This window comes from Streptomyces sp. NPDC006384, assembly GCF_042870695.1.
Taxonomy (GTDB): Bacteria; Actinomycetota; Actinomycetes; order Streptomycetales; family Streptomycetaceae; genus Streptomyces.
Genome location: NZ_JBIAHR010000003.1, coordinates 153009 through 166996 on the forward strand (window position 1 = coordinate 153009; position 13988 = coordinate 166996).

Annotated in this window: 10 protein-coding genes; 4 read left to right on the forward strand and 6 right to left on the reverse strand. The window is 73.1% G+C overall.

Annotation, left to right across the window (positions count from 1 at the left end; translation table 11 throughout):
• Positions 1 to 74 precede the first annotated feature (74 nt).
• Positions 75 to 1871, reverse strand: a complete 1797-nt coding sequence (locus ACFYOJ_RS04850; RefSeq protein WP_356554489.1) for a PQQ-binding-like beta-propeller repeat protein — start codon at positions 1869 to 1871, stop codon at positions 75 to 77.
• A 242-nt stretch (positions 1872 to 2113) separates the two neighbouring features.
• The gene (locus ACFYOJ_RS04855) at positions 2114 to 3928 is read right to left on the reverse strand and encodes an ABC-F family ATP-binding cassette domain-containing protein (RefSeq protein ID WP_356554490.1); all 1815 of its coding nucleotides are present in this window, start codon (positions 3926 to 3928) and stop codon (positions 2114 to 2116) included.
• 155 nt (positions 3929 to 4083) lie between these two features.
• Between ACFYOJ_RS04855 and ACFYOJ_RS04860 the strand changes: the two genes are divergently transcribed.
• A complete protein-coding gene (locus tag ACFYOJ_RS04860) occupies positions 4084 to 4674 on the forward strand; it encodes a Uma2 family endonuclease (protein WP_356554492.1) in 591 nt (196 codons plus the stop codon).
• 12 nt (positions 4675 to 4686) lie between these two features.
• On the opposite strand, the gene ACFYOJ_RS04865 is transcribed toward ACFYOJ_RS04860, so the two are convergent.
• The 4 genes from ACFYOJ_RS04865 to rsmI form a co-directional block, all read right to left on the reverse strand.
• Entirely contained in the window at positions 4687 to 5580 is an 894-nt protein-coding gene (locus ACFYOJ_RS04865; RefSeq protein ID WP_356554493.1) for a 4-(cytidine 5'-diphospho)-2-C-methyl-D-erythritol kinase, read from the reverse strand.
• 17 nt (positions 5581 to 5597) lie between these two features.
• Positions 5598 to 6458, reverse strand: coding sequence for a 16S rRNA (adenine(1518)-N(6)/adenine(1519)-N(6))-dimethyltransferase RsmA (gene rsmA, locus ACFYOJ_RS04870; RefSeq protein ID WP_356554494.1), 861 nt, complete (start codon positions 6456 to 6458; stop codon positions 5598 to 5600).
• 82 nt (positions 6459 to 6540) lie between these two features.
• A complete protein-coding gene (locus ACFYOJ_RS04875; RefSeq protein ID WP_356554495.1) occupies positions 6541 to 7431 on the reverse strand; it encodes a TatD family hydrolase in 891 nt (296 codons plus the stop codon).
• A gap of 149 nt (positions 7432 to 7580) precedes the next feature.
• Positions 7581 to 8429: a 16S rRNA (cytidine(1402)-2'-O)-methyltransferase gene (rsmI, locus tag ACFYOJ_RS04880; protein ID WP_356554496.1), complete on the reverse strand. Its 849-nt coding sequence runs from the start codon at positions 8427 to 8429 to the stop codon at positions 7581 to 7583.
• A gap of 96 nt (positions 8430 to 8525) precedes the next feature.
• Here rsmI and ACFYOJ_RS04885 point away from each other — a divergent pair, with 96 nt between their 5' ends.
• The 3 genes from ACFYOJ_RS04885 (at position 8526) to ACFYOJ_RS04895 (ending at position 13910) form a co-directional block, all read left to right on the forward strand.
• Positions 8526 to 10271, forward strand: a complete 1746-nt coding sequence (locus ACFYOJ_RS04885; protein WP_356554498.1) for a phospholipid carrier-dependent glycosyltransferase — start codon at positions 8526 to 8528, stop codon at positions 10269 to 10271.
• A 190-nt stretch (positions 10272 to 10461) separates the two neighbouring features.
• Positions 10462 to 12096 carry a penicillin-binding transpeptidase domain-containing protein gene (locus tag ACFYOJ_RS04890; protein WP_356554500.1) on the forward strand — a complete coding sequence of 545 codons (1635 nt, stop codon included), beginning with the start codon at positions 10462 to 10464 and terminating at the stop codon, positions 12094 to 12096.
• Between the two features lie 104 nt (positions 12097 to 12200).
• Positions 12201 to 13910, forward strand: coding sequence for a penicillin-binding transpeptidase domain-containing protein (locus tag ACFYOJ_RS04895; protein WP_356554502.1), 1710 nt, complete (start codon positions 12201 to 12203; stop codon positions 13908 to 13910).
• Positions 13911 to 13988: the final 78 nt, after the last annotated feature.

Consider the following 13988-nt stretch of genomic DNA (forward strand, 5'->3'; position numbering starts at 1 on the left):
TCGGGGAGCGGAGTGGACGGGCCGGCCGGCCCGTCAGGAACGGGCGAAGAGGACGAAGGGGACGGCGAAGAAGGTCACTTGCCGTAGGCGAGCATCAACTTCTCCTTCGCGTCGTCGTTCCCGTTCAGGCGGGTGGCGGAGATGTAGAAGCGCCCGTCGGCCCAGTCGAGGTCCGGGGAGTAGAAACCGTCCTCGATCTCCGCGGCGCCCTGGGGGTTCTGCAGCAGCTTCGCCGGCGTGTGGCTGTCGCCGCCCGTCGGGATCGACAGCACCTGGCCGCCCGCGTCGTAGGAGGGTTCGACGTAGGCGATCAGCGCGTCGCCCTCGGTCTTCACCGGCACCATCGTCTCGTCGGCCGGGGACCTGACGCGCCACTTCTCCTTGCCGTCGGCGAGACCGACCGCGACGATCTCGTTGGCACCGGTGGTCGCCTTGGTCGGCAGGTAGAGGGTGTTGCCGGCGACGACGACGCCCGCGCAGCCCTGCAGGTCGCGTTCGAGGATGGCCCAGCCGCACTCGGGGGCGAAGTCCTCGTCGACGCCGACCTGCGCCTGGAGCCGGCCGGCGGCCGAGAAGCTGGAGATGTTCCAGGCCTCCTTCTCCTCGTGAGTGGCGTAGACGACGAGCGGGTCGACGGAGTAGGCGCGCGCGATCCGCCAGCCCTTCTCGTACTTGTAGGTCCACAGGACCTTGCCGGTCTTCGGGTCGAGGCCCTGCATCTCGTCGTGCTCGTTGTCCCCGCCGGCGCCGCAGGAGGCGACCTGCACCAGCCTGGTCGCGCTGCCCGCGAATCCGGCGGGGAAGCAGGCGTCGCCGTAACGCTTCTTGTCGTACAGCTTCTTGCCGCTGGTCACGTCGTACGCGGTGCCGGACTGGGAACGGCCGACCATCAGGACGTTGCCGCTGACGGTGAGCTCGATGGAGCTCGTGGAGTCGAACAGCTCGCCGTCCTCGACCTCCTGCTTCCAGCCCTGCTTGCCGGTGGCGAGGTCGATCTCCTGGAGCTGGTTGCACTCGGCGCGGTCGCTGGAACCGCTCATGTGGGCGACGACGATCTTGTTCTGGGCCGTCTTCCCGGGAGTGACCGCGCAGATCTCGTGCGGGAACGTGACCGGGTCCCAGGCCGGCCTGCCGTCACCGGTGCGGTAGGCGAAGACCTGCTTGTACGCGGCCTTCACCGCCGCCTTGTCGGTGATCCACATGCCTTCGGCGTCGGCGCCGGAACCGGGGGCGTCGGGCGCCTCCTTGTACCAGAGCACCCGGGACTCGCCCGCCTTGCGGCCCTCGTTGAGGTCCTTCGGGCCCTCGTCGCCGTCGCCTCTGCCGTCACCGGAGTCGACCGGCGCGCTGCCCGAGTCCGTGGGTTCGGCGTCGTCGCTCTTCCCGACGACCGGCTTCTTGTCCTTGCCGTCGTCACCGGTGCCGGTGACCGCCCACACGGTGCCGCCGATGACGAGCAGGGCCGCGACCGCGGCGCCGATCACGAGGGCCGGCTTGCGCTTGAAGGGGTTGCGGGAGCCGGGACCGCCGGGCGGCGGGGTGCCGGGGCCGCCGGGGAACGGGGGCTGCGGGTAGCCGTAGCCGGGCTGCTGCCCGTAGGGACCCGGCTGCTGGGGCTGGGCGTACGGACCGGAGTGGTACGGTCCCGGCTGCTGCCCGTAGGGGCCCGGCTGCCCGTACGGGCCGGGCTGCTGCGGGTACCCGTACCCCGGCTGCGGCGCTCCGGAGGGCGGGCCCTGCGGGGGCGGCGGCGTCTGCGGCGCGCCCTGCGGGGGCGGCGTCTGCGGTGCTCCGAAACCACCGCCCGGCGGCGGACCCTGCGGCGCTCCGAAACCGCCCGGCTGCGGCGGCTGGTTGGGCGGCTGGCTCATCAGCGCGTTCCCCCTTAGTGCTTTTCCGCCACGCCCCGAGGTACGCGCTGGCCTCGGAGGCGCTGTCGGGCGGTCGCTCAGACAGTCTTCAGACGGCCCTTTCTATCACCCGCCACCGACAGCGCACCGGGCCGCGTTCTCCCCTGTTCCCAAGGGAGAACCGGCCCGTGATGCCTCCGTTACGCGCCTTCGCGCCCTCTTCACATCACGCGCGCCCCGCCCGCGCGACGGTCCGCGCCGGGTCAGGCGTCCTCGGCCAGTTCCAGCCAGCGCATCTCCAGCTCGTCCCGCTGACCGGCCAGTTCGCGCAGCTCGGCGTCGAGTTCGGCCACCTTCGCGAAGTCCGTGGCGTTCTCGGCGATCTGCGCGTGCAGCCTGCTCTCCTTCTCGGAGATCCTGTCGAGCTGCCGCTCGATCTTCTGCAGCTCCTTCTTGGCCGCGCGCACGTCGGCGGCGCTCTTCTCGGGCACCTCGGAGGCCGGCTTCGTCACGGGGGCGGGCGCGCCTGCCGCCGCGGCCTCCTCCATCCGCTGCCGTCGCTCCAGGTACTCGTCGATGCCGCGCGGCAGCATCCGCAGGGCACCGTCGCCGAGCAGGGCGAAGACCCGGTCGGTGGTGCGCTCGATGAAGAACCGGTCGTGGGAGATGACGATCATCGAACCGGGCCAGCCGTCGAGGACGTCCTCGAGCTGGGTGAGGGTCTCGATGTCGAGGTCGTTGGTGGGCTCGTCGAGGAAGAGGACGTTGGGTTCGTCCATGAGCAGGCGCAGCAGCTGCAGCCGCCGCCGCTCACCGCCGGACAGGTCGCCGACCGGCGTCCACTGCTTCTCCTTGCCGAAGCCGAACGTCTCGCACAGCTGCCCGGCGGTCATCTCGCGGCCCTTGCCGAGGTCGACGCGCTCACGGACGCGCTGCACGGCCTCCAGCACCCGCCAGGCGGGGTCGAGTTCGGCGACCTCCTGGGAGAGGTAGGCCAGCTTGACGGTCCTTCCGACGCGCACGTGCCCGCCGGCCGGCTGCTGTTCGCCGTCGCTGAACGCGGCGTCGGCGAGGGCGCGCAGCAGGGAGGTCTTGCCGGCGCCGTTGACACCGACGAGGCCGATGCGGTCGCCGGGGCCGAGCTGCCAGGTGACGTGCTTGAGCAGCACCTTGGGGCCGGCCTGGACGGTCACGTCCTCCAGGTCGAAGACGGTCCTGCCGAGCCGGGACGAGGCGAACTTCATCAGCTCGCTGCTGTCGCGGGGCGGGGGCACGTCGGCGATCAGCTCGTTGGCGGCCTCGACGCGGAAGCGGGGCTTGGAGGTGCGGGCGGGGGCGCCGCGCCGCAGCCAGGCCAGTTCCTTGCGGACGAGGTTCTGCCGCTTGGTCTCCTCGGTGGCGGCGATGCGCTCGCGCTCGGCGCGGGCGAAGACGTAGTCGGAGTAGCCGCCCTCGTACTCGTGGACGACGCCGCGCTGGACGTCCCACATGCGGGTGCAGACCTGGTCGAGGAACCAGCGGTCGTGGGTGACGCAGACGAGCGCGGAGCGGCGCTCGCGCAGGTGCCGGGCGAGCCAGGCGATGCCCTCGACGTCGAGGTGGTTGGTGGGCTCGTCGAGGACGATCAGGTCCTGTTCGTCGATGAGCAGCTTGGCCAGCGCGATCCGGCGCCGCTCGCCGCCGGAGAGCGGACCGATGACGGTGTCGAGGCCCTGCGGGAACCCGGGCAGGTCGAGCCCGCCGAACAGGCCGGTCAGCACGTCGCGGACCTTGGCGTTGCCCGCCCACTCGTGGTCGGCCATGTCGCCGATGACCTCGTGGCGGACCGTGGCCTCCGGGTCGAGGGAGTCGTGCTGGGTGAGCACGCCGAGCCGCAGCCCGCCGGAGTGGGTGACCCGGCCGGTGTCGGGCTCCTCCAGCCTGGCGAGCATCCGGATCATGGTCGTCTTGCCGTCGCCGTTGCGGCCGACGACGCCGATGCGGTCCCCCTCGGAGACGCCGAGGGACACGCCGTCGAGCAGGGCACGGGTGCCGTACACCTTGCTCACGTTCTCGACATTGACCAGATTGACGGCCATTTCTCTCCTGCCTGGGGGACGATCAGCCTTCAAGCGTAGGCCCTCCGGGGGGTGGGGTGACGCGGGCGGGGGTCGTCACTCTTTGTGATGACGTGTGTCGTATCCCCCGGTTACCTTGGAGGGCAGGCAGCAGGATCCCGCATATGGGAGGAACAATGACCGCCGAGTTCGTCGAGCAGTCGCGTTGGCCGATGCCGCCGACGGACGGTTACACCGTGGACGACCTGTTCACACTGCCCGATCTCCCGCGACACACCGAGTTGATCGACGGGAGCCTGGTTTTCGTGAGTCCACAGCGCTGGTTCCATTTTGCGGCCATCGACCTGCTGGTGACCGGCCTACGGAGCACGATTCCGTCGCATCTCAAGGTCGCCCGTGAGATGACCGTCGTACTGGACCGGCGCAACGGCCCGGAGCCGGACATCTCCATCGTCAAGGCAGAGGCGAGACGAGGACCTCTCCAGACGCGTTTCGAGGGAGACGAGGTCGTGATGGCAGTCGAGGTGGTCTCGCCGGAGTCCGAGTCACGGGACCGGCACACCAAGCCCCACAAATACGCCACAGCGGGGATTCGCCACTTCTGGCTGGTCGACATGGTCAGCCCGGACAGCCGTCCTGTGATCCAGGTGTACGAGCTCGGACAGACCACGGGCACCTACGCGCTGACCGGCATTCATCACGACCGCATCAAAGTCGACGTCCCCTACCCGATCGACATCGACCTGACCGCCATCGACGGGTACTGAAGCCGAGCCCTCTCACACCACCGTCGCCCCCGCCGCCGCCCCCACCGCCGTGCGCACGTCGCGGCAGGTCCCCGACGCCCGCAGCACCCCGGCGATGTCGGACGCGGACTTCGCGTCGGCGGCGAGGAAGGCCGTCGTCGGCCCCGACCCCGAGACCAGGGCGGCCAGCGCGCCGGCCGCCCGTCCCGCCGCGAGGGTGTCGGACAGTTCGGGGAAGAGGGAGAGCGCGGCCGGCTGGAGGTCGTTGGAGACGGCCACGGCGAGCGCGGCCGGGTCGCCCTTGGCGAGGGCGTCGAGGACCGCCTGGTCGGCGACCGGCTCCGGAATCTCCAGGCCCTCCCCCAGCCGGTCGAATTCGCGGTAGACGGCCGGGGTCGACAGCCCCCGCGAGGCCAGCGCGAACACCCAGTGGAAGTCGCCGCCGACCTCCAGCTCCGTCAGCCTCTCGCCCCGCCCGGTGCCGAGCGCCGCGCCGCCGACCAGGCTGAACGGCACGTCGCTGCCCAGCTCGGCGCAGATCTCCAGCAGCTCCTCGCGCGAGGCTCCGGTGCCCCACAGGGCGTCGCAGGCGACCAGCGCGCCGGCGCAGTCCGCGCTGCCGCCCGCCATGCCGCCGGCGACGGGGATGTCCTTGGCGATGTGCAGGTGGACGTCGGGGGTGCGGCCATAGCGCACGGCGAGCGCCTCGGCCGCGAGGGCGGCGAGGTTGGTCCGGTCCAGGGGGACCCGGTCGGCGTCCGGGCCCTCGCAGGTGAGGCGCAGCCCGTCGGCCGGGGTGGCGGTGACCTCGTCGTACAGGGAGACCGCGAGGAAGACGTTGGCCAGGTCGTGGAAGCCGTCGGGGCGGGCGGCGCCGACCGCGAGCTGGACGTTGACCTTGGCGGGGACCCGGACCGTCACGCTCACTTGCTCGTCACTCTCCGTCACTGCTTGTGTTCGGCGATACGCGCGAACTCTTCCACGGTCAGCGCCTCTCCGCGCGCCTGCGGGGACACGCCCGCGGCGACGAGGGCGGCCTCGGCGGCGGCCGCCGAACCGGCCCACCCCGCGAGGGCGGCCCGCAGGGTCTTGCGGCGCTGGGCGAACGCGGCGTCGACGACGGCGAAGACCTCCGCCTTGGACGCGGTGGTCTTCAGCGGCTCGGTCCGCCGGACGAGTGACACGAGGCCGCTGTCGACGTTCGGGGCGGGCCAGAAGACGTTGCGGCCGATGGAGCCGGCCCGCTTGACCTCGGCGTACCAGTTCGCCTTCACGGAGGGGACGCCGTACACCTTGGAGCCGGGGCCTGCGGCGAGGCGGTCGGCGACCTCGGCCTGGACCATGACGAGGGTCCGCTCGATGCTCGGGAAGGTGTCGAGCATGTGGAGGAGGACGGGCACGGCGACGTTGTAGGGCAGGTTGGCGACGAGCGCGGTCGGGGCGGGGCCCGGCAGCTCGGTCACCTGCATCGCGTCGGAGTGGACCAGCGCGAAGCGGCCGGCGCGCTCGGGCATGCGGGCGGCGACGGTGGCGGGGAGGGCGCCGGCGAGGACGTCGTCGATCTCGACGGCGGTGACCCGGTCGGCGGCCTCCAGCAGGGCCAGGGTGAGCGAGCCGAGACCCGGTCCCACCTCGACCACCACGTCGTCGGGGCGTACCTCGGCGGTGCGGACGATACGGCGGACCGTGTTGGCGTCGATGACGAAGTTCTGGCCGCGCTGCTTGGTGGGGCGCACGCCGAGCGCCGCCGCGAGTTCGCGGACGTCGGCGGGCCCGAGAAGGGCGTCGGGGGTGGGGCTGCTCACCCCGCAAGGGTAGCCGGGGCGGCGCGCCGGCCGCCCCGGGCGGCGGGGGCGGCCGGGTCCCGTGGTGCGGACGGGGCGCCGGTCAGTAGGCGAAGGCGCGGGCGGTGTTGGCCGCGAGGGCCGTCGCCAGGGTGTCCTCGTCGGTGCCGCGCACGGCGGCCATCGCGCGCACCGTGACCGGCACGAGGTAGGGCGCGTTGGGGCGGCCCCGGTAGGGCACCGGCGTCAGGAAGGGGGCGTCGGTCTCCACCAGGACCAGTTCCTGCGGGGCCACGGCGAGGGCGTCGCGCAGGTTCTGGGCGTTCTTGAAGGTGACGTTGCCGGCGAAGGACATGTAGTAGCCGGCCTCGGCGCAGATCCGGGCCATCTCCGCGTCGCCGGAGTAGCAGTGGAAGACGGTGCGCTCGGGGGCGCCCTCCTCCTTCAGGACGCGCAGGACGTCGGCGTGGGCGTCGCGGTCGTGGATGACCAGGGTCTTGCCGTGCCGCTTGGCGATCTCGATGTGGGCGCGGAAGGACCTCTCCTGGGCCTCCTTGCCCTCGGGGCCGGTGCGGAAGTGGTCGAGGCCGGTCTCGCCGACGCCCTTGACCTGCGGGAGTGCCGCGAGGCGGTCGATCTCGGCGAGCGCCTCGTCCAGCGCCGCGTCCCCGCCGGGCCGCCGGGCGCCCTGCCGCGACCAGCCGTCGGGGTCTCCGTGGACGATGCGCGGGGCCTCGTTGGGGTGCAGGGCGACGGTGGCGTGGACGGCGTCGTACTCCGCCGCGGTCTCGGCCGCCCAGCGGGAGCCGGCGAGGTCGCAGCCGACCTGGACGACAGTGGTGACGCCGACGGAGGCGGCCTTCGCGAGGCCCTCGGCGACCGTGCCCGCCTGCATGTCGAGGTGGGTGTGCGAGTCGGCGACCGGTACCCGCAGAGGTTCGGGGAGCGGCGGGGCGTCGTTCCTGTCGGTCCGGTCCGAGGCGTTCGAAGGCATGCTCCGATCCTACGGAAGGGGCGTGCCGGACCACGGCCCGCGGGCGGACCGCCCGCCGCCACGCGGGGCGCGGACGCCCGCGGGGCCCGGTGTCACGCCCTCCGGGACCCGGTCTCACGCCCTCCGGCGTCCGCGCCGCCCGGCCGCCGTCACGCGTCGGCGTGCTTGGCCGCCACCACCGCGTCGAACACCTCGCGCTTGGGCACGCCCGCCTCGGCGGCCACCGCGGCGATCGCCTCCTTGCGCCGCTCCCCGGCCTCCTCGCGCACCCGCACCCGGCGCACCAGCTCCTCGGGGCCGGTCTCCTCGGGCCCCTTCTCCGGGGCGCCCTCGACCACGACGGTGATCTCGCCGCGCACGCCCTCGGCGGCCCACGCGGCCAGCTCGCCCAGTCCGCCGCGCCTGACCTCCTCGTACGTCTTGGTCAGCTCCCGGCACACGGCGGCCCGCCGGTCGGCGCCGAACACCTCGGCCATCGCGGCGAGGGTGTCGTCGAGGCGGTGCGGGGCCTCGAAGTAGACGAGGGTGCGGCGCTCGGCGGCGACCTCGCGCAGCCGGCCGAGCCGTTCGCCGGCCTTGCGCGGGAGGAAGCCCTCGAAGCAGAAGCGGTCGACCGGCAGCCCGGACAGGGCGAGCGCGGTGAGCACGGCGGACGGTCCGGGCACGGCCGTCACCCTGACGTCGCGTTCGACGGCGGCGGCGACCAGCCGGTAGCCCGGGTCGGACACCGACGGCATGCCGGCGTCGGTCACCAGCAGCACCCGCGCACCGCCCACCAGCTCCTCGACCAGTTCGGGCGTACGGGCGGACTCGTTGCCCTCGAAGTACGACACGACGCGCCCCTTGGGGGTGACGCCCAGCGCCTGGGTGAGCCGGCGCAGCCGCCGGGTGTCCTCGGCGGCGACGACGTCGGCGCCCGCGAGTTCCTCGGCGAGCCGGGGCGGGGCGTCCCGGACGTCGCCGATGGGGGTGCCCGCCAGTACAAGGGTTCCAGTCACACCCCCATCCTCCCAGGGGCGGACGGACGAGGACGCATCCGGACCGGGGAGGGCCGTGGGCGGGACGCGCACAGAACGGTTCCCTACGATGGCGCGGTGACCAGTACCGCGTCCTCCACGGACCTCCGGCAGGACCGGGCCCCGCACGAGCAGGGGCCTGCCTGGCAGCAGCGGCTGCGCCGCTTCGGCTACTCGGCGGGGCGGCCCGGGGGTGACGTCCGCGACCGGCTGGTTCCGCCGTACACGCGTCCCGGCCCGCGGCTGTGGGCCTTCCTCGGCCTGTCGAAGACGGCGGCCGGCCGGATCGTCCGCTGGTCGGACTGGGGCGGCCCGCTGCTGGTGACACTGCTGGCGGGTGTGCTGCGGTTCTGGAACCTGGGCAGCCCGAAGGCGGTGATATTCGACGAGACGTACTACGCCAAGGACGCCTGGGCGCTGGTCCACCGCGGTTTCGAGGTCAACTGGGACAAGAACGCCAACGACCTGATCCTGAAGACCGGCGGTGACGTCCCGATCCCCACGGACGCGGCGTACGTCGTGCATCCGCCGGTCGGCAAGTACGTCATCGGGCTGGGCGAGCTGCTGTTCGGGTTCGACCCGTTCGGCTGGCGGTTCATGACGGCGCTGCTCGGCACGCTGTCGGTGCTGCTGCTGTGCCGGATCGGGCGCCGCCTGTTCCGGTCCACGTTCCTGGGCTGTCTGGCGGGCGCGCTGATGGCGCTGGACGGGCTGGCGTTCGTGATGAGCCGCACCGCGCTGCTGGACAGCGTGCTGATGTTCTTCGTGCTGGCCGCGTTCGGCTGCCTGGTCGTCGACCGGGACCGGGCCCGGGCGAAGCTCGCCGCCGCGCTGCCGGTGGACGACGACGGCCTGGTCCGGCCGGACGCGCGCATCGCGGAGACCTTCCGGCTCGGGTGGCGGCCGTGGCGGCTGGCGGGGGGGCTGATGCTGGGCCTGGCCGCGGCGACCAAGTGGAACGGCCTGTACATCATGGCGGCGTTCTGCGTGATGTCCGTGCTGTGGGACGTCGGCTCCCGCCGGGTCGCGGGCGCCCGCCGGCCGCACCTGGCGGTGCTGCGGCACGACCTGGGCTGGGCGTTCCTGTCGACGGTGCCGGTCGCGCTGATCACGTACGTCTGGTCGTGGGCCGGGTGGATCTTCTCCGCCGCCGACGGCAGCGGTGGCTACTACCGCAACTGGGCGGCGACCGACGGCAGGGACAGCTCCTGGTCGTGGCTCTTCCCCGACTGGTGGCGCAGCCTGTGGCACTACGAGACGCAGGTGCTGGACTTCCACACCCACCTGACCTCGCCGCACACCTACCAGTCCAACCCGTGGAGCTGGCTGGTCCTGGGCCGCCCGGTGTCCTACTTCTACGAGTCGCCGGCGCCCGGCACGGACGGCTGCCCGGCCGACGCGGGCGAGAAGTGCGCCCGCGAGGTGCTGGCGATCGGCACCCCGCTGCTGTGGTGGATCGGCTGCTTCGCCCTGCTGTACGTCCTGTGGCGCTGGGCCTTCCGCCGCGACTGGCGCGCGGGTGCCGTCGCCTGCGGGCTGGCGGCCGGCTACCTGCCCTGGTTCCTGTACCAGGAGCGGACGATCTTCCTCTTCTACGCCGTCGTCTTCCTGCCCTTCCTGTGCCTGGCGGTGGCGATGCTGCTGGGGGCGGTCGTGGGCCGGCCGGGCTGCGGCGACACCCGGCGGGTCGTGGGGGCGACGGGCGCGGGCGTGCTGGTGCTGCTGATCGCCTGGAACTTCATCTACTTCTGGCCGCTCTACACGGGCCAGGCGATCCCCATGGACGACTGGCGGTCGCGGATGTGGCTGGACACCTGGGTCTGAGGCCCGGCCCGGGGCGTCCCGGCCCCCTGCCGCCCCGTCCGGCCCCGCCCGCACGGGGCGGTATCCGTTCGGCCACCTTCCCGAAACGTCCGTACCTTCGGCCTCCACCGGCCCATAGAGTGCCCCTGCAACTACTTCTGAACGCGTCCGAGTACGCGCAGGGGGGACCGACGAAGAGGGGACTTGCCGTATGGGCAGGGGGGTCAAGGTCGCCGTCGTAGGCGGCGCGCTCGCCGTGATGGTGGGCGGGGCCGGGTACGGCGCCTACAACGTCGTGTCGGCGCTGGACGGGGACGGCGGCGCGGGGTCCGCCGGGGCCCCGAGGAGCGGGCCGCCGAGCGCCGACGAGGTGAAGGAGACCTCGGAGGAGTTCTTCGCGGCCTGGGAGAAGGGCGACGCGGCGACGGCGGCGCAGCTCACGGACAACAGCGCGGCCGCCGCCTCCCTGCTGACGGCCTACGCCGAGGACGCCCGCATCACCGGCGTCGAGATCACACCCGGCCAGGTGAGCGTGAGCGGCATGACCGTGCCGTTCACGGTGAAGGCCGAGGTGTCCCACAAGGGCGTGACCGAGCCGCTGACGTACCGCAGCGAGCTGACCGTGGTGCGCGGGCGGACCACCGGGCGGGCGCTGGTCGACTGGAAGCCGTCCGTCGTCCATCCGCGGCTGAAGGACGGCGACACGCTGGTCACCGAGGAGTCGGCCACCCCGCAGATCCAGGCCGTCGGCCGCGAGGGCAGCGTGCTGACGAAGGAGAAGTACCCCTCGCTCGGCCCGGTTCTCGCCAAGCTGCGCGAGAAGTACGGCGACAAGGCGGGCGGCACGCCCGGCGTCGAGCTGGTGGTCCGGCACGAGGCCACCGGGGCCCCCGACACCCCGCTGCTCACGATCACCGAGGGCGAGCCCGGCAAGCTGCGCACCACGCTCAGCGCGGACGTGCAGGCGGCGGCGGAGCGGGCGGTCGGCAGGTTCGAGGAGTCCTCGGTGGTCGCCGTCAAGCCGAGCACCGGCGAAGTGCTGGCCGTGGCGAACAACCGCGCGGACGGCTTCAACGCGGCGTTCGAGGGCCGGGTCGCCCCCGGCTCCACCATGAAGATCATCACCGCGGCGATGCTCATCGACAACGGCGTGACCTCGATGAACGGCCCCGCCCCCTGCCCGGACACGGCGACCTGGCAGAGCCAGACCTTCAAGAACCTCACCGGCATGAAGGCCGACCTGAGCGCCACGCTCGCGAACACCTTCATGCGCTCCTGCAACACCGGTTTCATCAAGCTCATCGACGAGGAACCGCTCACGGACGCCTCCCTGACACAGGAGGCCGAGGAGCGCTTCGGGCTCAAGGGCGACAACTGGCAGACCGGCATCGTCTCCTTCGACGGCCGCGTCCCCGCCGTCAGCGGTCCCGACCGGGCGGCGAACGCCATCGGCCAGGGCCAGGTCCAGATGAACCCGCTGAACATGGCGTCGGTGACGGCGACCGCCGTCACCGGCGAGTTCCGCCAGCCGTATCTGGTCTCCCCCGAGCTGGACGGCCGGCAGCTGGCCACCGCCAAGGGACTGCCGCGGTCCACCGCCGCGCAGCTGAAGCAGATGATGCGGATCACCGCCACCCAGGGCACCGCCCGTGAGGCCATGGCCGGGCTCAGCGGCGACATCGGTGCCAAGACCGGATCGTCGGAGGTCGACGGGCAGTCCGTGTCCGACAGCTGGTTCACCGGCTTCCGGGGCGACGTCGCCGCGGCGGCCATGGCCGAGGGAGCCGGCCACGGCGGCGACGCGGCCGGCCCGATCGTGGCGGACGTCCTGCGGGCGGGCGGCTGAGGCGGGCCGGGCCGGCACGTACGTCCTAGGCTGGTCGCCGTCGCGGCAGTGGGCGGCGACCGGGCGGCCCGGGGACCGCGGGCACGACGGAGGAACGGGGCACAGTGGGCAGCAGAAGGGCCGCCGCCGGGCGGCGCAGGACGTCATCTGCCCTGGTCGGCGGCGTGGCCGTGGTGGCCGTGGCCGGCGCGGGGGTCGGCGCGTGGGCGCTGTACGGCGGCGGGACCGTGGCCGACGAGAGCGGACGGACGGCCTCCGCGGCGGCCGGGCGGAAGGTGAGGACCGGCCCGCTGACGGCGGCCGAGGTCACCACCACGGCCCAGCGGTTCCTCACGGCGTGGCAGCGGGGCGACGTCGCCGCCGCGGCTGCCGCCACCGACGACGCCGAGGCCGCGAAGGCCCTGCTCACCGGCTGGACGAAGGACGCCCGCGCCACCGGCACGACGCTCACCGCGGGCACCCCGGCCGGCGCCCGGGTCCCGTTCTCCGTCAAGGCGACGGTGGTGTACCGGGGCGGGGCGGCGGACGGCGCCGGGCAGCGGGACGAGGCGGTCGGCAGGGCGCTCGCGTACGACAGCGCGCTGACCGTCGTACGCCGGGCCGGTGACGGCGAGCCGCGCGTCGACTGGCACGCGGCCGTCGTCCATCCCGAGCTGAGGGACGGGGACCGGCTGGTCACCGGCGAGGCCGGGACGCCGCCGGTGAAGGCACTGGACCGGGACGGCGGGGAGATCACCGCCGCGAAGTACCCGTCGCTCGGCACCGTCCTGGACGGGCTGCGCGAGAAGTACGGCAAGAAGGCCGGCGGCACGGCCGGCATCGAGCTGCGCGCGGTCCGCGGCAAGGAGTCCAGAGCGGCGAAGGTGTCCGACAAGACCCTGCTGGAGCTGAGCGAGGGCACGCCGGGCACCGTGAGGACCACCCTGGACCCGGGTCTGCAGGCCGCCGCCGAACGGCAGGTGGCCGGCAGCCCGCGGGCCTCGGTCGTGCTGCTGCGCGCCTCGACGGGCGAGATCCTCGCGGTCGCCAACGGCGGCCACGGCTTCAACACCGCCTTCCAGGGCGCTCTGGCCCCCGGCTCGACGATGAAGGTCATCAGCGCCTCGCTGCTCCTCGAGAAGGGCCTGGCGTCGGCCGACGAGCCGCACCCGTGCCCGAAGTACTTCAGCTACGGCGGCTGGAAGTTCCAGAACGACGACGAGTTCGAGATCGCGGACGGCACGTTCAGGGCGAGCTTCGCCCGCTCCTGCAACACCGCCTTCATCAGCCAGGCCCCCGAACTGGCCGACGACGACCTCACCAGACAGGCCCAGCAGGTCTTCGGTCTCTCCCGCAACGACTGGGCGGTCGGCGTGCCCACCTTCGACGGCTCGGTGCCGGTGCAGAGCGCGGCGCCGATGGCCGCCTCCCTCATCGGGCAGGGCGGGGTGCGGATGAGTCCGCTCACCATGGCGTCCGTGGCGGCGACCGTGCGGACGGGCACCTTCCACCAGCCGTACCTGGTCTCCCCGTCGGTCGACGGGCGCAGGCTGGCCACGGCCCCGCGCACGATGTCCGCGTCCACGCTGGGGCAGCTGCGCGAGCTGATGTCCTACACGGCCGCGTCCGGCACGGCGGCCCGGGCGATGGCCGGGGTGAGCGGTGACGTCGGCGCGAAGACCGGCTCGGCGGAGGTCGACGGCCAGGAGAAGCCGAACGGCTGGTTCACCGCGTACCGGGACGACCTGGCCGCGGCGGGCGTCGTCCAGCAGGGCGGCCACGGCGGCGACACCGCGGGGCCCCTCGTGGCGGCGCTGCTGAAGGCGGGCGGCTGAGGCTGGGCTGAGGCGGGGGGCTGGGGGCCGGCGGCTGAGGCGGGCGGCGTTCAGGCCCCCGGCGGGACCGGAGGAACC